This is a genomic window from Cellulophaga sp. HaHaR_3_176 (genome assembly GCF_019021925.1).
Classification (GTDB): Bacteria; Bacteroidota; Bacteroidia; order Flavobacteriales; family Flavobacteriaceae; genus Cellulophaga.
The window spans coordinates 902667-924242 of the sequence record NZ_CP058990.1; the positions used below are offsets into that span (position 1 = coordinate 902667).

Annotated in this window: 18 protein-coding genes; 4 read left to right on the top strand and 14 right to left on the bottom strand. The window is 27.6% G+C overall.

Annotated elements, in window-relative coordinates; genetic code table 11:
* Positions 1-53: 53 nt before the first annotated feature.
* The 4 genes from H0I23_RS03855 to H0I23_RS03870 all read left to right on the top strand — a co-directional run bounded on the left by H0I23_RS03855 (position 54) and on the right by H0I23_RS03870 (position 6787).
* Positions 54-2966, top strand: a complete 2913-nt coding sequence (locus tag H0I23_RS03855) for a glycoside hydrolase family 3 N-terminal domain-containing protein (RefSeq protein ID WP_216785144.1) — start codon at positions 54-56, stop codon at positions 2964-2966.
* 67 nt (positions 2967-3033) lie between these two features.
* Positions 3034-4176, top strand: coding sequence for an N-acetyl-alpha-D-glucosaminyl L-malate synthase BshA (gene bshA / locus H0I23_RS03860; protein ID WP_216785145.1), 1143 nt, complete (start codon positions 3034-3036; stop codon positions 4174-4176).
* Positions 4177-4369: 193 nt separating this feature from the next.
* Entirely contained in the window at positions 4370-5818 is a 1449-nt protein-coding gene (locus H0I23_RS03865; RefSeq protein WP_216785146.1) for an MBOAT family protein, read from the top strand.
* A 3-nt stretch (positions 5819-5821) separates the two neighbouring features.
* Positions 5822-6787 (top strand): hypothetical protein, encoded by a 966-nt coding sequence (locus H0I23_RS03870; RefSeq protein ID WP_216785147.1) that lies wholly within the window; start codon positions 5822-5824, stop codon positions 6785-6787.
* Positions 6788-6830: 43 nt separating this feature from the next.
* Here H0I23_RS03870 and H0I23_RS03875 read toward each other — a convergent pair whose 3' ends face one another.
* From H0I23_RS03875 to H0I23_RS03940, 14 genes are all read right to left on the bottom strand, one after another.
* Positions 6831-7490, bottom strand: coding sequence for an HAD family hydrolase (locus H0I23_RS03875; RefSeq protein WP_216785148.1), 660 nt, complete (start codon positions 7488-7490; stop codon positions 6831-6833).
* Positions 7474-8442, bottom strand: a complete 969-nt coding sequence (locus tag H0I23_RS03880; RefSeq protein ID WP_216785149.1) for an ATP-grasp domain-containing protein — start codon at positions 8440-8442, stop codon at positions 7474-7476. The genes H0I23_RS03875 and H0I23_RS03880 overlap by 17 nt, the downstream gene beginning before the upstream one ends.
* Positions 8443-8515: 73 nt before the next feature.
* On the bottom strand, positions 8516-10366 hold the full coding sequence (locus H0I23_RS03885) for a NeuD/PglB/VioB family sugar acetyltransferase (RefSeq protein ID WP_216785150.1): 1851 nt from the start codon (positions 10364-10366) through the stop codon (positions 8516-8518).
* 36 nt (positions 10367-10402) lie between these two features.
* Entirely contained in the window at positions 10403-11023 is a 621-nt protein-coding gene (locus H0I23_RS03890) for a sugar transferase (protein ID WP_216785151.1), read from the bottom strand.
* A 54-nt stretch (positions 11024-11077) separates the two neighbouring features.
* Positions 11078-12274, bottom strand: coding sequence for a glycosyltransferase family 4 protein (locus H0I23_RS03895; protein WP_216785152.1), 1197 nt, complete (start codon positions 12272-12274; stop codon positions 11078-11080).
* Between the two features lie 6 nt (positions 12275-12280).
* The gene (locus tag H0I23_RS03900; RefSeq protein WP_216785153.1) at positions 12281-12826 is read right to left on the bottom strand and encodes a CatB-related O-acetyltransferase; all 546 of its coding nucleotides are present in this window, start codon (positions 12824-12826) and stop codon (positions 12281-12283) included.
* A complete protein-coding gene (locus H0I23_RS03905; protein ID WP_216785154.1) occupies positions 12823-13974 on the bottom strand; it encodes a glycosyltransferase family 4 protein in 1152 nt (383 codons plus the stop codon). The genes H0I23_RS03900 and H0I23_RS03905 overlap by 4 nt, the downstream gene beginning before the upstream one ends.
* On the bottom strand, positions 13961-14836 hold the full coding sequence (locus tag H0I23_RS03910; RefSeq protein WP_216785155.1) for a glycosyltransferase family 2 protein: 876 nt from the start codon (positions 14834-14836) through the stop codon (positions 13961-13963). Before H0I23_RS03910 ends, H0I23_RS03905 begins: the two co-directional genes overlap by 14 nt.
* Positions 14837-14863: 27 nt before the next feature.
* Positions 14864-16045 (bottom strand): O-antigen ligase, encoded by a 1182-nt coding sequence (locus tag H0I23_RS03915; RefSeq protein WP_216785156.1) that lies wholly within the window; start codon positions 16043-16045, stop codon positions 14864-14866.
* A 15-nt stretch (positions 16046-16060) separates the two neighbouring features.
* The gene (locus H0I23_RS03920) at positions 16061-16645 is read right to left on the bottom strand and encodes a DapH/DapD/GlmU-related protein (protein WP_216785157.1); all 585 of its coding nucleotides are present in this window, start codon (positions 16643-16645) and stop codon (positions 16061-16063) included.
* Positions 16638-17912, bottom strand: coding sequence for a glycosyltransferase family 4 protein (locus tag H0I23_RS03925; protein WP_216785158.1), 1275 nt, complete (start codon positions 17910-17912; stop codon positions 16638-16640). Before H0I23_RS03925 ends, H0I23_RS03920 begins: the two co-directional genes overlap by 8 nt.
* Entirely contained in the window at positions 17909-19021 is a 1113-nt protein-coding gene (locus H0I23_RS03930) for a glycosyltransferase (RefSeq protein ID WP_216785159.1), read from the bottom strand. The genes H0I23_RS03925 and H0I23_RS03930 overlap by 4 nt, the downstream gene beginning before the upstream one ends.
* Positions 19022-19029: 8 nt before the next feature.
* The gene (locus H0I23_RS03935; RefSeq protein WP_216785160.1) at positions 19030-20472 is read right to left on the bottom strand and encodes a lipopolysaccharide biosynthesis protein; all 1443 of its coding nucleotides are present in this window, start codon (positions 20470-20472) and stop codon (positions 19030-19032) included.
* 17 nt (positions 20473-20489) lie between these two features.
* A complete protein-coding gene (locus tag H0I23_RS03940) occupies positions 20490-21575 on the bottom strand; it encodes a GDP-L-fucose synthase (protein WP_216785161.1) in 1086 nt (361 codons plus the stop codon).
* Position 21576: the final 1 nt, after the last annotated feature.

The following is a 21576-nucleotide window of genomic DNA, read 5'->3' on the forward strand; positions in this document are numbered from 1 at the left end:
TAAATGCAATAAAAGGCATTATTTTTGGTTGCCTATATTAGATGTATTTCCCTATGTATAAAAATTCTTTTTTCTTTTTCTTTTTTCTTAGCTTAACCTTCGCTGTAGCACAAATAAACCCTTTAGTTGTAAAAGATAGTCTGGCTCAAAAAAGTTGGGTAAATGCTCAATACCAAACAATGTCTTTAGAAGAAAAGATAGGTCAACTTTTTATGGTTAGTGTAGCTTCAAATCAAAACAAAGCGGCTACTGATAAAATAGAGCAGTTGGTTAAAGAACATCATATCGGAGGTGTTATTTTTTCTAATGGAGGGCCTGTTAAACAAGCAAAACTTACAAACAGTTTTCAATCAGCATCAAAAACACCTTTATTTATTGCAATGGATGCCGAGTGGGGTTTATCTATGCGATTAGATTCTACTTATGCATTTCCTTGGAATATGACATTAGGAGCAATAAAAGATAGTTCTATAGTTGAAGAAGTAGGAAAGCAAATAGGTAAACACGCTAAGAGATTAGGAGTGCATATAAATTTTGCTCCAGATATAGATATTAATACAAATCCACAAAATCCTATTATTGGTAACCGTTCTTTCGGAGAAGATAGAGAAAACGTAACTCGGAATGCTATAGCTTTTATGAATGGTATGGAAAGTGAAGGGGTTTTGTCTAGTGGAAAACATTTTCCTGGTCATGGTGATACTTCGAGCGATTCTCATAAAACATTACCACAAATTACTTTCGAGAGACCTCGATTAGATAGTATAGAAATGTATCCTTTTAAAAAACTTATAAATGCAGGTATAAGTTCAATAATGGTAGCACACCTTAACGTGCCTAGTTTAGAGATAGAAGAAGATCTACCATCATCATTATCAGAACAGATAATATCAGGAGTGTTAAAAGAAGAAATGGGCTTTAAAGGCTTAGTTTTTACTGATGCTCTAAATATGAATGGTGTTGGAGTGGCTAAAAAACCGGGCGATGTTGAATATGCTGCTTTTGTTGCTGGAAATGATATTTTGTTGATGCCTAAAGATGTACAAAGTGCCAAAGAAAGGTTGCTTAGGGCTTATGAAAAAAATAAAATTACAGAAGAGCGTTTAGAAACTTCAGTAAAGAAAATTTTAATGGCAAAATATAAAGCAGGTCTTTATAACTACAAGCCTATTAAAATTTCTAACCTTTATGAAGATTTAAATAGTATAGAGAATGATTTAATTTATGAAAAGGCTATCGAAAATGCAATAACTGTAGCCAAAAATGATTTTTCATTATTACCGATTAAAAAGCTAGATAATAAAAAAATTGGATACGTTCATTTAGGTGATGACAGTGCTGAAGATTTTTTTAACACGTTAAATAAATATACAACGGTTACTAAAATACCTGTTAGTCAAGTTATTTCAAACTCAAGTAGCATATCAGCTTATAATTTAATTATAGTAGGTCACCATAAAAGTAATGAAAGCCCTTGGAAAGGTTATAAATATAGTAGTTCAGAAAGAGAGGTAATAAAAAAAATAGCAAGTTTAAGAACATCAAACCTAATTTTGACAGAATTTGTTAAGCCATATTCTTTATTAGATATAAAAAGTTTAGATGGTATTGATGCGATTGTTGTAGCATATCAGAATAGTAAACTAGCACAAGAAAAAGCAGCTCAGGTAATTTTTGGAGCTATTTCGGCTAAAGGTAAATTACCTGTTACTTCTAACACAGAACTACCTGTTAATACGAGTATAAAATTAGATTCTTTACTGAGATTAGGGTATAGTTTTCCTGAAAGAGTAGGTTTTGATTCTAATAAATTAGCAATAGTAGATGAGTTGGTTCAAGCAGGTCTAGATTCTTTAATGTTTCCTGGGGCACAAGTGTTGGTAGCTAGAAAAGGAAAAATAATTTATAATAAAGCATTTGGTAAGCCAACTTACGAATCTGATGAAGAACTTACAACAGATCATATTTATGATTTGGCTTCGTTAACTAAAATATTATCTACGCTTCCTCTTTTAATGAAAATGGAAGAAGAAAATAAGTTGTCTCTAAATCAAACTTTTAAAGATTTAGTACCTGCTTATGCAGATTCAGAGCTTAAAAATGTTACAGTATTAAAAGCACTTTCTCATTACGGAAGATTGCCAGCTTGGATTGCTTTTTATGTAAGTACATTAGATAAAAACAGAAAACCCTCATCTGAATTTTACAGAAGCGTTCCATCTGATGGTTTTTCAATAAAAGTTACTGATAAGTTATATTTAACAGATGCATATAAAGATTCTATTTATAATAGAATAGGAAGACAAGATTTAAAACCAAACCGCTATAGATATAGTGATGTAGGTTATTATGTGTTTCATAAATATATAGAAGATACTTTTGGAGACACGCAAGATAAGCTTGCTGATACGTATTTTTATTCACGATTAGGAGCAAAAAACACAACATACAATCCTCTTGATAAATTTCAGAAAGAAAGAATAGTACCTAGTGAGGTTGATAACTATTATCGTTTTGAAACTGTACAAGGTTACGTGCACGATATGGGGGCAGCTATGCAAGGTGGAGTAGGAGGTCATGCAGGTTTATTTAGTAATGCAAATGATGTTGCTAAAATTATGCAAATGTACCTACAAGGAGGAACTTATGGAGGTGATCGCTTTTTAAATTCTAGAACTATTAAAAAATTTAATACGTGTTATTTTTGTAATGAAAATGTGCGTAGAGGAGTAGGATTTGATAAACCAGACCCCAAAACAGGCTCGCCAACTTGCGGATGTGTTTCTCAAAAAAGTTTTGGACATAGTGGTTTTACAGGTACATATACTTGGGCTGACCCAGATAAAGAATTAGTGTATGTGTTTTTGTCAAATAGAACATATCCTACCGCTAGAAACACGCTTTTAGTTAAATCTAGTTTAAGAACTAGAATACAACAAGCTATTTATGATGCAATAGAAAATTAAATAGTAATTTTGAGTGTAATTAGTTTGAATTGTTTTCGACTTAGAAAAAAACCTAAAAAATAAAATCTTGAAAATTGCTATAGTTTGTTATCCAACTTTTGGAGGAAGCGGCGTTGTTGCTACAGAATTAGGTATTGCACTAGCTAATAGTGGGCACGAAGTTCACTTTGTAACCTACAAACAACCAGTACGTTTAGAGTTATTAAATAACAATATATTTTTTCACGAGGTTAATGTTCCTGAATATGCATTATTTCAGTATCAGCCTTATGAACTTGCTTTGTCAAGTAAATTAGTAGATACTGTAAAACTTCATAAAATAGATGTTTTACATGTTCATTATGCTATACCACATGCTTATGCAGGGTATATGGCAAAAAAAATGCTCCAAGAAGAAGGGATATTTATTCCGATGATTACTACATTACACGGTACAGACATTACATTGGTAGGTAAACACCCGTTTTATAAACCAGCAGTTACTTTTAGTATTAATAAATCAGATATCGTTACTTCAGTTTCTGATAACCTAAAAGAAGCAACATTAAATTTATTTAATATAGAAAACGAAATAGAGGTTATTCCGAATTTTATAGATACTTCTAAATACAGAAATACGTTTACAGATTGTCAGCGATCATTAATGGCAAATGAAGACGAAAAAATTATTACTCATATTAGTAACTTCAGAAAAGTAAAACGCATACCTGATGTTGTTAAAATATTTAATGAAATACAAAAGAAATTACCTGCCAAGTTAATTATGGTTGGCGAAGGCCCAGAAAAAGAAAAAGCAGAAGCACTTTGTGAAGAATTAGGGATAGCAGATAGAGTTGTTTTTTTAGGTAATAGTAATCAAATAGATAAAATTCTTTGTTTTTCAGATTTATTCTTATTGCCTTCAGAGTCAGAGAGCTTTGGTTTGGCAGCATTAGAAGCTATGATTAATAGAGTACCTGTTATATCTAGTAATACAGGCGGAATACCAGAGGTAAATATAGAAGGTGTTACAGGCTATTTAAGCGATGTTGGTAATGTTGATGAAATGGCTAAAAATGCTATAAAAATTCTTGAAGATGATGCTGTTTTAGAAGTATTCAAAAAGAATGCAGTAGAAAACGCTAATAGGTTTGATATAAAAAGAATTTTACCATTGTACGAGGCAGTTTATGAAAAAGCACTTCAGTTTAGATTTAAAAATATGCATTAATTTTTAATGATTAGATACTAAATAAAACTTAAAATAGTTTTCATTTTGCAAGGTGAATAATATCGATTATTATTGCATTTTATAGTATATAATTAAAATGTAATCTATAATAAGATAATTTTATCTCTATTTAAATTTAACACGTAAAATATTCTTCTAATTCTTTATTTCAAGTACAAAATTGTAATCCCATATGTTATTTAATTCAATAGATTTTGCAATTTTTTTACCAATAGTATTTATTATTTATTGGTTTATATGTAATAAAAATTTAAAGCTTCAAAATTTATTTATAGTACTAGCAAGTTACTTGTTTTATGGCTGGTGGGATTGGAGGTTTTTAAGCTTAATCATATTCAGTACTCTTTTAGATTTTTCCATAGGTAATTTATTACATAAAGAAGAAAGAGTTTCAAAGAGAAAAATTCTTCTTTGGATAAGTATAACAATCAATTTAGGTTTTTTAGGCTTTTTTAAATACTATAACTTTTTTGTAGATAGTTTTGTTAATGCATTTACATTATTTGGGCAAAATATAGAGGCAGGTTCTTTAAGTATTATATTACCTGTAGGTATTAGTTTTTACACTTTTCAAACTTTAAGCTATACAATTGATGTTTACAAAAAGCAGTTAGAACCCACTAATGATATTATAGCATTTTCAGCTTTTGTTTGTTTCTTTCCTCAGTTAGTAGCAGGGCCAATAGAAAGAGCGACAAATTTATTACCTCAAATTTTAAATAAGCGTAAATTTTTAAGCGAACAAGCAACAGACGGTTTAAAACTAATTCTATGGGGTTTCTTTAAAAAATTAGCAATAGCAGATAGTTTAGCTCCTATCGTTAATGATATTTTTGATAATTCAGCGAGTCATTCTAGCACAACATTAGCAATCGGAGCTGTATTTTTTGCTTTTCAAATATATGGTGATTTTAGTGGATATTCAGATATAGCTATCGGAACCTCAAAATTATTTGGGATAGAATTAATGAGTAATTTTAAATTCCCTTATTTCTCTAGAAATATTGGTGAATTTTGGCGTAAATGGCATATTTCATTATCTACATGGTTTAGAGATTATTTATACATTCCTTTAGGAGGATCAAAAGGTACTAAATACAAGAGTATTAGAAATGTGTTTATAATATTTGTTGTTAGTGGATTTTGGCACGGTGCAAATTGGACATTTGTAGTTTGGGGCTTTTTTCATGCCTTACTTTTTTTACCATCTTTTATTGCAAATACAAACCGAAAATTTGTTGGAGAAGTCAATTTACTCAGTTCTTCTAAAAGCTTTGTTCTAAATACACTTCGTTTCATTCAAACATTTATTTTGGTAACCATTGGTTGGGTTTTTTTTAGAAGTGATAGTATTACTCAAGCGTTTGAATATATAAAACGATTATTATTTAATTTTAGTAGTGAAATATATAATCACCCTAGTGGTTATCGTATGATAGATTACTATGTGCTAGTATTGTTTTTTATTGTTTATGAATACATAATTAGAAATAACGAACGCAATCCATTTTATTTTAAAAATAAGATTGTGAGGTTTTTAATATATGTTTTACTAGTGTTTTTAATAGTATTATTTTATGATGATGGAGTAGATAGGTCTTTCATATATTTTCAATTTTAAGATATGTTCAAAATTTTCAAAAAGATTTTTCTTTATTCGATATTAGTTCTAATATCATTAGAGCTACTTGTAAGAGTATTTCATTTACATGATGAGCAACCAGTTCGTTATGAAGGAGAAAAAGGCATAGAGAAATGGGTACCTAACCAAACAGAGTATTCGGTTACAGGAAACCGTAAACAAAATGTTGGAAAATATCGTATTAATAATTTTGGTTTTAATTCTGTACATGATGATTATAACCCTACAGACGATGATTTTGAAATAGCTATTGTTGGCGATTCATTTATTGAAGGTTTTCATGAAGATTATACAAATTCATTAGGACAACAAATTGAAAAAGGAATAGAAACTGGTAAAGTTCTAGAATTTGGTTATGCGGGCTATGATTTAGCAGATGAACTTTTTTTACTTACGACATACAATGAAATTTTTGAGAAGATAGATCATACATATATCTATTTAAGATATACAGATGATTTAGAAAGAGATCATCATGTTCTTTCGTCTAGGTTAAGTTTAGATAGCCCTTTGAGTAGATTTGCAAAAAAAATTAAACTATTAGTATATCTTAAAGAAATAGGAGCTTTAGATCCAGTTTTAAAAATACCAGAAAGAATTAAAAATTTTACTTCTAATACTATTGAAAAAGTAGAGTCAGAACAGGAGCTAATGGAACGTACTCGTCAAGAGGATGCTTTTAGACTGCAGAATTTTAAAAAATTATTAGATTTATATCCTGTAAATAAAGATAAATATACTTTTTTATTCGATTCAAGCTTGTGTAGTAAAGAGTTCTTAGTTTACTTAAAAGATAATAATTACAGAACATTAGATATTAATACTGTATTTAAAAATTCAGAAAAGCCAACAACATTAATTTACGACCAACACTGGAGTGAACATGGGCGAAAATTAATGGCAAATTTATTAATTGATGATATAAAAAGTATGAAGTATTCTAAATAAAATCAAATACGTATTAAGGTGCTTATTAGGTTAATATTTTAGTTTATAAAATATTAATCTCTTTTAAATTGTATACAAAGTTTTTAGCAGCATGTTTATCATTTAAAAAATACTCCATTTTATTTATATGAATATTTTTCCCATTATCAGCTAAGCAAATACTATTCCAGCCTAATAAATTAGGTGCAATAAAATCTTTTTTAAGATTATCTGCAATATATATATTAGAACTTGTTTTTAAAGATTTTTCAACGGCTTGAAAGTTTTTTAAACTTGGCTTTTCAGAGCCTATTTCTTCAGAAATTATGATAATATCTAAATCATCTTCTATCCCTAATTGTCTTATTTTATTTCTTTGAGTTTTACTTCTTCCATCAGTTATTAAAGCAATTTTACCACCTTTGTTTTTTATGCTTTCAAAAAGGTTTATAATGCCATCAAAAAGTACAATATTTGGGATATGATTTCTGTAAATACTTATTAATTCTCTAATTTCTATAGCATACAATTCCGATAAAAATTGAAAAACATTCTTTTCATTTCTATACAAAGAAATCATTTGGGCGTATAATTTTTTTGAATTCTTTAGATCTACTTTTTCTGCAATTTCTTTATAAGAAGATTTTAAATAATCTAATTCATTGTATAAAGTATCATCTAAATCAAAAACAACAGCGGTATCCTTGTTAATTTTTAAATCCATGAACTAAAATTTCATTATCATACCTTAGCATCAATAAATTATCTTCCCAACAATCAAACATCTCATCAATATTTTTATCGAACAAATACTCTTCAATTATCCATTTTGAATAATTTGCTCCTGATAAATATGATAAAGGATATCCACCACCAAATCTCGGGTTTATTTCAATACCTACAATTCGCCCTGTTGTTTTATGTTTGAAAAATTGAGCAGTAAGGCATCCTTTAGCTCCTTCAATAAAGCTCAATCGTTCTTTTATGTACGGTACTAAACTATTATTTTCGGTTTTACCTTTATTTACTTCACCATCTCTAATTTCAATCCTTTTTCTAGGTACCGCACACTTTAATTGGCTGTTCTTATCATAATATAAATCACATGTAAACTCTTCATGTTCGCTGTGATCTAAATATTCTAAAAACATTAATTTATCATTTTCGAAATGATATTTTATAAAATCACTTTCTTTTAAAATAGTATAAGTATCAACACTTCGACTACCATCTACTGGTTTTATGAAAATAGGTAATTTATAATCTGTTTTAGAATATTGTTTAGCTATTTCTATATTATGTTCATTAAAAAAATTATGAATATGATTTTTATCTCTACATTTAGAAATAAAATTTTCAGAAGATATAACTGTTTTTATACCATACTCAAGTAGTAGTTTTTCATTTTTAGCTAATAGCATCAACTCAGTGTCAATAGTAGGAACAATAAGTTTTATATTATTTTTAGTACAGATTGTGATCAGTTCTTTGAAATAGTCTTCAGAATCAATTCTAGGCACTTCAAATGCAAGATCAGCTTCATAACAAGCCGCAGACAATTTAGGTTGTAAATCTACGGCTATAACCTTCCCATTCGGATATAACTTTATAAGTTCTTGTTTAAAAGACTTTACAAGCGAAACTCTTTTTCCTGCAGATGTTATAAGTATGTTCATTATTTTGGTTTAAAAATATTTGGTAGTGGTTGAACGTTAAATTACATTAAATTGTTATGGTTTTAGTATAAAATCACTTTCTATATAAGGGGAAATATTCATTTACAATATCAGCTTCGTCAATAATATAAGTATGTTTTCTAGCCAATGTAACAAGTTTTTCATATGCCCTTTCGTTTAAAACTTTTCTTCCGGTATAATAAATAACATCATTATTGTTTGGAAAAAAACTTTTCTTATACTTATATAAGCTATCATTATTAGCTCTTCCTCCTCCTAATATGTATTTTTTAAAGCCATTTTCTCGACCCCAATTCATGGCTTCCATCTTTAAAAAATCATTTGGTCTTAGCTCAAAATAACTAGCCGTAGTACCTCCTAAAAATGAATACATGGTTTCTTTATTTAACAGTATTAATTCAGTAGATATAGGTGTATTATCTTTATAAATTAAAATTAATGCAGTGTTTTTTGGATTTGATAAAATTAAATTCTTAAAATATGAAAGAGAGAAAAAATAATTATTTTCAGCTTGATTTCTTTTCATCGTGTTTATATAAATTTCATGAAAAACTTCTATAACACTTTCATCTATTTCCTTATGAAAAATTTTGGCTTCTAAATTATTACTTATTGCTTTTCTATAATTGTTACGAACCTTAGAAGCAAAGTCATCCCATTGTTCATTTTTATCTTCTAAAATTTCTCCTTTTACATTATTAAGTGTAGGTATTATTTTACCAGAGTAGTTGTTATAATTACCTTCTAAGTTAAATCGAATAAATTCAGAGATTACTTTATTGTTTTTATACCAATTATCTACATAACTCCAAAAGATTTCTAAATCGTTTGGAGAAGTTTTTTCATTATATAAAGGACCACTATAACCATAAAATGAGCTAACATCTTTGTACGTAGTATCTTTTTCTTTGATTATAATTTTTCTTAAAGAAAAGGGCATTAAAAACAAAGTTTCATTATTCTTTTCTAAAGTAAAATATTTAAGTTTTTCTTGTTCTGTATTTTTTATACTAAATAATTCGGGCTTATAAAAAGCATCAAAGCCATCAAAATTAGTTAGTTGTTTTTTATATGTAGCAATATCTTCTTCAGTGATTAAATCATGACAATTTAATTTGTATTCAGAATAATCAATAGATTTTTGTTTTTCAAAAACTTCTGATTCATTATTACTATCAGAAATAACACTTTTCTCTTCTTTGACTATCGCTATTTTTGAACTATGTTTGTATAGGTATTTCTCACCTTTAACAAGGTCTCTAATTTTTTTAGCAGGTACACCATAAACTAATTTTAAATCTCCAATATCCTTATTTACTAAAGATCCAGCCCCAACAGTGGAATAATCACCAATTTTTATTTCTTGAATTATATTAGCACCTAAAGATATTGCAGTACATTTTCCTATAGTAACATTTCCTCCCAATGTTGCATTTGGAGCCAAACTAGAGTAATTACCCATTAAACCATCATGGTCTAACGATGAGTTTGTATTTAAGATACAAAAATCGCCAACTTTTGAATCACTATTTATAATTACTCCAGGCATTATGGCAACGCCAACGCCAATAGTAATATTTTTACCTAAACAAGCATTAGGGTGTATTGCATTTATATATTCAAAATTAGGTACTTTAGTTTTTAATTTGTCGTGTATTTTTTTTCTAGTCCAGTTATCTCCAATAGCTATTATTCCAGATGTAAAATTATATTTTTTAGATAATTCTAAAATATCATTTTCAGTACCTAATATATTATAGTCAAAAACATTTTCTTTTGTAGATTTAAAAGAATCAATTAAACCAACGATAATATAGTTAGAATTTCTCTCAATGATATCAATAATTACTTTAGCATGACCAGATGCGCCAATAATAACTATGTTTTTTTTTTCTTCTATCATAATAAAAAACTCTGATTTTCAGATATTTATATAATATTATTTTTGTAATTGCTTTTTTCTATAAGCATCAAAATATTCACTCACTTCGTTTGATGCTACGGCAACATCACTTCCTTTAATTACTTTATTTATTGTTTTAAAAATAATTTTCAAATCATTTTTAAAAGATAATCCTTTAACATATTCTATATCAAAAGCAAATTTCTCTTCCCATTGTAAATAATTTCGTCCAGAAATTTGTGCAAGTCCTGTAATTCCAGGTCTAACAGTGTGTCTTAAGCTTTCTTCTTTGGTGTAATAGGGTAAGTATTGTACAAGTAATGGTCTAGGGCCGATTAAGCTCATATCACCTTTTAAAACATTTATTAATTGAGGTATTTCATCTAAAGAAGTTTTTCTTAAAATAGATCCAAATTGAGTAAGCCTTTTATCATCAGGAAGTAATACTCCATTTTTATCTTTTTTATCAGTCATTGTTTTAAACTTAAGTACTGAAAATACTTTCTCGTTTTTTCCAGGTCTCTTCTGAGTAAAAAAAGGGGATCCATTTAAAAAGATACTTATAATTGTAATTATAACAAATACAGGACTCAAGATCAATAAAAAACTAAGTGCTATTAAAAAATCCAAAAAACGTTTAAAAAAAAGTTTGTACATGATATGGTGATTGAATATAATGGTGTGCTATATATGATTTTTTTATTTTACTTATTATAATTTTGCACCAATATCGTCAACCAGATTGGCAAATTGATCGCATAATATAGACTTGTCAAATTTATTTTCAGCTAATAATCTAGCGTTTTTACCCATTTTAGCACAAAGTTCAGGATTATTTTTAAATTCAATAATTTTGTCAGCTAATTGTTTCGGTATTTTAACATCAACATATGCGCCACAATTATGGTCTTCAACCATATCTTTGGTCCACCCAGCTGAATTAACAATAATTGGTTTACCTGCAGATAATGTATCAAATAATTTATTAGGCGAATTCGTAGCTAGAATTGGTAAATCAGAAAACGTTACTAATGAAACATCCGAAAGGTTAACAATTTCAGATAATTTTTTCATTGGTACTTTACCATAAAAATGCATAAAATCTAAGCCTTCATCTTCACATCTTTTCTTTATTAATGGTTCCATAGCCCCTGCACCCATAAATATAAATTCGATATCAGTTCTATCTTTTAAAAGTACAGCTGCATCAATAATATAGTCCATTGCATTTGCGAGCCCCATAGCTCCAAAATAAACCACTTTAAAAGTGTCTTCTTTTAAATTGATTTCTTTTAATAAAGACATATTTCTCTCTCTTGGCCAAAATTCATCTTTTTTAGACATATTTGGTATTGTGGTAACTTTTTCTATTGGAGTACCTGCGGCTAAAACACCATCTTGCATGCCAGGGGAAAGCGCTACAACGTGTTTTGAATTTTGATAAACTATTTTTTCGAACCAATATAAAAACTTAATAGCCAGTTTATTTTTTACACCACCCATTTGTACGGGAACTTCAGGCCATAAATCTCTAACTTCAAAAATATAAGGTAGTTTTTTAAATTTTTTACCCAACAAGGCAGGAAAGCCAATAGTTAATGGGGTAGAGGTAGCAATAGTTAAATCAAAATTATTATTTTTTAATACATAAATAGACGATAAAACCATAAATTTTAAAAAAGCAATTATCCTTTTTAAAATTCCCATTTTATTACTGTATGGTATTTTATAATAAATAACCTTTATGCCGTCTATAATGGCTTCTTTTGGTTTGTCATCATCTTTTGTAGTAGTTATCATGGTCACTTCATGACCGTGCTTTATAAGCTCTCTACTTATCCAATAACTACGAGTACCACCTGGTTCAGATGGGGTAATGAAGTATTGATGTATATATAATATTTTCATTATCTTTTATTTAGAATCAAATTTTGTTAAAATTTCTTTAGCTTTTTTATAATCGTAGTTCCAGTATTCAGTTTTTTTTAACCTCTCAAATGTAGTGTCATCTAATCTTTTTTTATAAAATTTGGCAGGACTTCCAAAATAAATAGAATTTTCAGGTATATCTTGATTAACAAATGACATGGCTCCGATAACAGCACCGTCACCAATTGTAACTCCTTGTTTAATAATACATCCAGCAGCTATCCAAACATCGTTTCCAATTATAGTTTTTTTATCAAAAATACATTGATCACTAAGTCTAGGTGATGTGCTTAGCCACCAGTATGAATGTTGCATTCCTCCAATTTGAACACCTGGTGCAATTGAACAATAGTTACCCAATTCGGTATTAATTAATACGGTATTATTGGCAATATAATTGCCTCTTCCTATTTTAGTTTTAGATATTAAAGTATTACTACTTATTCGAGTAGTATTGTGAATATTATTTTTTTTTATAAAATCAAGAGGTAACCTTAATAAATGTTTAATAAAAAAATATATATTTTTCATATTGATTGGTATAGGTTTAAATATTTCTGAGCAATGTGTTTCCAATTAAACTCAATAAAATCTATTTTATGTAATTCGTATGTGCTGTAGTTAGAAAATAATTTCTTCAAATTATTTTTAATACTTAAGACATCATTTCCATTACAGGATTCTCCAATATTTATATCAAATACTCCATCTATTCCATCCGCTTTTGAGTATAATAATGGTAATCCCTGAGATAGTGCTTCTATATATACTAAACCAAAAGTTTCTCCTATTGATGGCATAGCAAAAATATCATTGTTGCTATAGTTTTTAAGGAGTTCTTCTTTATTATTAATCGAGCCTAAGCATTTTACTGTATCAGGATTGTTATTTGAAATTTCTTTTAATTTTTCTTCATCAGCACCTCCAGAACCGATTATGTTCAATTTAAAATTTATTCCTTCATTTTTTAATTCTAATATAGCAGTAGCTAAATTAATTATTTTTTTCCGAGGAATTAATCTTCCTACATATAATATATTTTGGGGTTTATTATTATATTTTTTAAGCTGTGTTTTATTTAACCAAAAATCATCAATGCCATTATAAATTACAATACATTTTTTCTCTATTTCATCTTTTTTATTACTTAAAAAGGGATGGTTTAAAAACTTATTTTTTAATGAGTCACTAATGAAAATTAATTTACTTGCATTATTTATTATTTGTAAACCTAAAGAATATAAATCTTTTCTATACTTTAAAAAAACAGTTAAATCAGTTGCTCTAACTGCTACAATATATGGGATGCTTTTTTTTTGATGTAGCTTATAAGCTAAAGCTCCATCACTAAAAAGTGTAGTTGCATGTATCAAATTAACATCAGATAAATTTTCATTTTCTAATAAATTTTTTTCTAAAAACTTAATCTTACTATTAAAAAATACCTTGTGGTACACCTTAAGAGTTTTTGAATAAACAACTTTACTATTATGAACTTTAAATTCAAATATATTATTTCCAATAGGTGTGGTATTACGTGTTGGGTTATATATTATTTGCTCAACATTTAGTTGGTCTAAGTTTTTATAAAGATTACTATGAACCTTTGTTAAAGAAAAATCATTACAGATATGGAGACATTTCATTTTTTCATTTTTAATTAGTTTAACGTCTAACATTTCTAAATAATTTTAAATAAGTTTTTGGGAAGTATAATTTAAAGTAACCAAAGAAAACGTAGAACGGTAATCTTAAAGGGAAAAACTTTTTCATGTACTTGACATTAGATTTAAATGCCATTTTTGTGGGACTGTACAAAAGTTCTTTACGCTCTTTAATTGTTTTAGAAGTATAATTAACATAAAAATCTATATGGTCATATTCACAATGTCCACAATATTCAGGAGCTATGATAACTGGTAATTTTTTCTGACTAGCCATTAACGTATAATCATAATCTGCAATACCATGATCATATCCTGTAGATAGGATTCCGATTTTATCAACAACTTGTTTTGAAACGAGCATTATGTTAGCATTAGCTAAATCACAATATTGAAAATCACCATTGGGTGCTAATCTTTTTTGAGTATATAAAAATTTATTTAGTAGAACAGATCCACTATAGGTTAACTTTTTTTTATGCTTATCTTCAGTTGCTCCTATATAAATGCCTTCTTGATTGAATTTTTTTAAAGAATGTACATGGCACGATAAAAGCTGTTCAATACTATTTTCATAAAGTTCGGTATCGTCATTTAATAACAAATAACCATCATAATTATTCTTTAAAGCTTCTTTCCATGAATTGATCATTCCATTAGCCCAAAATAACTGACCAGAACCTTTTAAAATTTGTACTTCAGAAAAAGAACTTCTTATAGCTTCACTGGTACCATCAGTAGAACCATCATCAGTTAAATAAACTTCAAACTCAATTTGATTTTCGAGTTTTTGTATTGCTTTATATAAAGATTTTAAAGATTTTAAAGTTTTCTCTTTTCTGTTAAAACAAGTATATAAAATTGAAATTTTTTTCATAAAATCATTTTGATTTGAAATAGTGTGTTAGTTATACTTGATACTATTTTTTATTATGCCTTGCATAAAACAAAATACTAAAAAGAAAGATAGAGCACCTTGCATTATAGGTTCAACGAAAAACATCAAATTAATAATTATTGTATTTACGGTAATTAAATTAGTAAAATAGATGTTTGGTTTTAATTTTCTCACAGTTTTTAAAGTATCTGAAATTGTTCTTATGGAGAAGGCTAAAATTAAAACAAAAGGTAATAATCCATTTTGTTGCGCTACATCTAGCCACAAATTATGACTAAAACCAAATTCTCTAAAATCCCAACCTAAGGGTTTTGTAAATAAATTAGTTAAAGATTTTGTCCATCTTTCTGTTCTGCCACCTGCACTTCCAGCATTACTATCAGTTTCTTGTAATCTTTTTCCTAAAGTTGAGAGATAATCGGCATTTAAGTCTATTGGAACAAATAAATAAAATAGAATAGATATTATGACTATTACAGAAATTAACTTAAAATTAGTTTTTCTTTTTTGTTTTGGAATTATGAATGCTAATGTGATAACTAAACTTATAAAACATAATACAATTTGAGTTCTACTACCTAATCTAAATACACATAACATGCTTATAATAAATAAAAAAGCTAATATTAATTTAAGAATAATATTTTTTATTTTCCCTGTAATAAACAGAGTAGGTATTGCCATATTAAAAGTCAAATAAGCACCCATTAAAGTTGCTGTAATTGGACGTCCGTTCCAAAAATTAGGAATGTAACGATCAAATTGAGCAAAACCACCTTGAAAAATATTTAAGAGAACAGAAACAATGGCTGTAAAGGAGTATAATAATCCAACCGCTATCAAAATATAATAAACCTTTTGTAATGAGTTTATTTTTTGAGAAACATATTTTCCAAATAAATAAAATGTAGGTGGAAATAATAAATAAAATAAAATAGTTTGTATGTACTCTTCAGGGTCAAAAAATGAAAAAGAAGCGTAGGTAGAAGAAAAAATAAGTAATATAATAAAAATAAAATCTATATTTTGTATTAAATATTTTTTATCAAAAAAAACTAATACAAATAGAGTGTAACCTGCCAAGTAACCTAATTCAAATGGGTTGATAAGGTATAAAATAAAAAATATGCTTGGTAGCAAACCAACTTTATGAAAAATAGATCTTAATTCTAAAAATAAATTGAACATTTTATTTTTTTTAGATTAAATTTTTTTAATGAATTTAGCAGGATTTCCAGCCCATATTTCATCATCAGGTATAGATTTTGTAACCACTGAACCTGCTCCAATAATTGATTTGTTTCCAATTGTAACTCCCTTCAAAATTATTGAATGAGCTCCAATAAAAGCAAAATCTTTTATAATAATTGGTTTTGTTATTGGAATATCAGTTTTAGTATTCATTCTCAAATCAGCATTTAAAGAATGAAAATCTGTATCATAAATCTTAACACTTCCACCAATTTTCACATAACTACCTATCGTTATTTTTTCATGACAAATTATTGTAGAATTTGAAATTCCGGTATTGTCACCTATTTCTATAATCGCATTTTGTTTTGTATTAAAAACCATACGTACATCACCACCAATTGGGTTTGCTGAAGAACTAGAGTTGAATATGGTATTGTTACCTAAAATAATTTTTCCTTGCCCTCTTATAAAAAGCTTTCCATTGATCTTAGGGTAAGATTTATATTGTACTTTTTTATAAATTAAAAGAGCATAATTATATAAAACAGTATAAATGTTTAAAATAAAATAAATATTTTTTTTTAATTTATTCATTTGAATGGATTATAGAATCATATATATTGGTTAATTGCTTGAGGTTTGTAGATCTTGAGTGCCTTTTTAGTGCAGCTTTATTTCCATTTAAACCTATTTCTTTTGCGAATTCGGGTGTATTTAAGATACGCTTGATACCAATTGCAAGCATTTCTACTTCTTCAAATCTATATAGTAAGCCAGTTTTCTCATTTTCTAGCATGTTTGACACGCCTCCAACATAACTAGCGATAACAGGAACACCTAAAAGTTGGGCTTCACCTAAAGAATTAGGACTGTTTTCAATACTTGAAGGACAAATAAACAAAGATGAATTTAAATATTCGTTTACCATTTGCTTTTCGTTAAGTGAGCCAGTAAACGTTACTTGATCTTGTAAGTCATACTTTGCTAAAAGCTTTTTAATGTACTTACCATATCCTGTGATACTAAGTTTTTCTTTAAACGTATCAGATTTAACAATATTACCTCCAGCTATACGCAGTTGCAATTTTGGAAAATCTTTTTTTAATAAATAAACAGCTTTTAAAACGTTATGTAAACCTTTTAATGGAGTAGCTGCTTGTGATAAAAAAATTACTGGATTATTTTTTTCATTATTGGGAGACCAAAGTTGTGATTCATAAAAGATATCTCTCAAAGATTCATTACAAAAATAATAATTAACTTCAGGATTTAGAATTTTAGTATGATCATGATCCCAGTCAGTTCTTCCAATAACATTTTTAGTTTTTAAAAGATATTTTTTTTCAATAGCACTCCCTCTTTTGTAAAACTCATTTTCTTGCTGTCTTAATGTTTTTCTTTTTAAAACATCACGGAAAGTCAAACTTCGAATTAAATCAATAGGCTTTAAACCAGCTAAAAAATATCGGGCATAAACACTAATAAGTCCCTGTATAGAAATAACATAATTTAATTCAGGACAAGCATTCATTAATGAAAGTCCATGCGCATATTCTGTTCCATGTATATGAACTACATCAGGTTGAATTTTTTCAATAATTGATTTCCATTTTTTTTCTAATGTTATATCATAACTACTTATTGACGTTTTTCCTTTTAATAGTAAATAAGTAATATTTGAGATTTCAACTTCTTTATCTTCAGTAGCGTTTCTAGATGTAGCAACAAATAAATCAATTTCAGAATTTTTAGAAAGATCTCTTGCTAAACCATACATCCAGCCACCAACAACAGGAGGTCTTTGCCCGATTGAAACAGCCAAGTCTGGAAAAACAGTATTTGTAACCCAAAGTATTTTCATTTTATATTATTTTTTAATATTTTAATTTGATTGATTGGGTTATAAAATTCATCAATTACTTGATATGATAATTTTCTAACAAGCTCTCTTTTTTCTAAATTTAAATTAATCCATTTTTTAATTGTTGTCGTTAAATTTTCTAAATTATCATTTTCAAAAAATTCGCCAGTTATTTCGTTCTCTATTGCTTCAAACTCTGGCATTTGATTAAAATAATCATCATTAGAAATTACGGGACACCCAAATGTCAAACAATGTAATGCTGTTAATCCAACAGGTCCAGGAGAAACACATACATCAGAATTAAATAAAAGAGACCCTATTTCATTTTGATCATAAGAAGGACCGAAAAACCAGACAAAAGATTTTAATCGTTTTTCATTGACAAGTTGAGCTATATTATTATTATCTTTTAAATCATCTCCTACAAAAACTAAATTGCAATAAATTTCATCTTTTATTAATTTGTCTAAACTTTGTATTAATAAATTTAATTTTTTAGATTTTTGTATTCTTCCTATATAAATTAGAACAGGATAGTCATTATTAAAGTGATTTTTAAAATTATCATTATAAGATAAGTTTTCTCTTATTTTTATATGTGCTTTATAATCTAAAGAATTATAAATTAAAATTAAATTTTCAGGTTTAAAACCTTCATCAATCATTACTTTTTTTGAACTTTTACCGTATAGAAATACCTTGTTAAAAAGAGAGAAAAAATTCTTTTCTAATATTCTTTTTTTTGTGTTACTATTTCCTTTCATTCCATGAGCCCAAGCATAAGTTTTTTTTCTAGTAAACTTTAATAAGATTAATAAAACCCAAGATGATAAACAATATGGAGATCCAGTTATAATATAATGTTTATATGGCTTAAAAGCCAAATGAATTACTCCAATTTGCCACATAAATCCACTATTAAAAATAAATTTATTTTTTAATAGTTTTTTGAAATTTTTTAATTTTTTGTATTCTAAAGTTTTTATTGAAGTCTGAATTTTATCTCCAATATAAAAATCACAGTTAAGCTCTTTATCCATTAAATCATAAATAGGTAGCCTGTAGTGTGGAGCTAAATTAAAAATACAACATATTTCATTTTTCATTTTAATGTCTATTTAGCATTTTTATTTAGATTTTTCACTTTAGATATTAAAGTATTTATCTCTTTTACCTTTAATAAATAGGCTGAGCCATAAAAAGTAGAGATAATAATAAAAGGAGAAATAATTAGCTTTAATAACGTATTTTCAATATAATAGACTGCTGAAAATAAAAGAATACTCATTAATATACCCGAAAATATAATAGGTAAAAGATCTTTTAATTGATTTATAGCTCCGTATTTCATTATTTTACCTGGTGAATATGAATTTATAAAAAAGTGAATACTTGTGGAAACTAATTCAGCAAGAGCTATGTAATAAATACCAAAAGGGACAGCAATTAATAGAAGTGCTATTCTCACAATTATCTTAATATATTCTTGTTTGAGTGATAAATCTGTTCTACCTATTATATGCAAAAGATTTACGTTTATTCCTGAAATAGTAGATATCAATCTAGAAAGGCAAAAGATTTGCATGATAGGTATACACATAGCCCATTTATCAGTTAATAAAAAACGAATTAAAGGGTCTGCGATAACGATTAAGCCAAAAAAAATAGGAACAGTAACTAATGCTGTCATCTTTATAATTGTTTTGAAATAAGACCTTAAAAGGTTTAAATCTTTTTGAATAGCACTTAAACTAGGTAGTAAAACATTGTTTAAGCTAGATGTTAAAATATTGAAAGGAAAATCAGCAAATTGTACACCTCTTGAATAGAAACCTAAATCTTTTACTCCAATGTATTTACCAATTAAAATTGAATTTATTTGATTAAATGTTTTATTAAGTAAAGATGATATTAACAATTTTGAGCCATAAGAAAAGAGTTCTTTAAATGACTGTTTTGAAAAAACTAATAAAGGTTTCCATTTAACAGCAACCCACATACTTACGCAAGTAATTATTGATCTAGCTAATGTTTGATATACTAGAGACCAAACCCCATAACCATTATAGGCTAAATAAATAGCTAGACTACCAGATAAAACAGTTGCTATGAAATTAACTTTTGCAAGTAATTTGAAGTTGAGTTCAATTGTTACTAATGTTGTAGATACTGTATATAATGCATTTATGATTAAAGATATAGCTGCAACTCTTAAAAGTGAAACTAGTGTTGGTGTTTCGTAGAATTCTCCAATCCAAGGAGAAATAAAGTAAATTAACACAAAACACAAAACACTAACAAAAATATTGAAAAAATAAACTGTTGAAATATCAATTTGAGTTCGATCAACCTTATTTATTAAAGCTTTTGTAAATCCACTCTCTATAAAAACTTGAGAAATAGATATAAAAATCATCAAAATTGCAAATACTCCATATTCTTCAGGTAGAAGGATTCGTGCGAGAATAATTCCTAAAAAAAATTGAATGGCTTGAATTGCAATTCTTTCAATTGCACTCCAAGCCAATCCATTTAACATTTTGTTACCTAAGCTCATTTATAAATCGCTTATTACTATACCTGATTATTATACCAGCTATAAATTTTAGAAATTCCATCTTTTAAATTTACTTGATGTTTCCAACCTAAGTTATTAAGCTTTGATACATCAGTTAATTTTTTCATGGTACCATCAGGTTTTGAACTGTTATATATAAAACCACCTTTAAAATTAATTTCTTCTTTAATTAAATTAGCTAATTCAGATATAGCAATATCAGAACCAGTCCCTATATTAATATGTGTATTTCTTATTTCTTCTGTGTTAGAAAAAGTATCTTTAAAATCTCTGTTTTCCATTATAAAAACACAAGCATCAGCCATATCTTCAGACCAGAGAAATTCTCTCATCGGTTGACCACTTCCCCAAATTTCAACAGTTACTTCTTCATCATTTTTAATTATGCCATATTTTTCAAGCACATTTAAAATTTCAATTTGACTGCTACTACCATTAACTCCTTCAATAGGTAAATATGTCAAATCCTTTTTAATACTATCCCAATTTTCATTTTCTAAAGCTTTTGCCAAATGTATTTTCCTTATCAAAGCAGGTAAAACATGAGATTTTTCTAAATCAAAATTATCATTAGGACCATATAAATTAGTTGGCATTACAGATATAAAATTTGTGTTATATTGTAAATTATAACTCTCACACATTTTTATACCAGCAATTTTTGATATTGCATAAGGTTCATTAGTATACTCTAGCGTATCTGTTAACAGATATGCTTCTTTCATTGGCTGAGGACTATTTTTAGGATAAATACATGTACTGCCTAAAAACAATAATTTCTCTACATTATTTAAATAAGACTGATGTATTACATTATTTTGAATCATAAGATTCTCATAAATAAAATCAGCTCTATATGTATTATTTGCGACAATACCACCAACTTTTGCAGCAGCTAGAATTACAAAATCAGGTTTTTCTTTTTGAAAAAATAATTTAACAGCAGATGCATCGGTTAGGTCTAACTCTTTATGGGTTCTATAAATAATATTAGAGAACCCTTTTGAAGTTAAGTTTTTAACAATCGCACTACCAACTAAGCCTCTATGTCCTGCAACATAGATTTTTGAATTTTTTTTCATA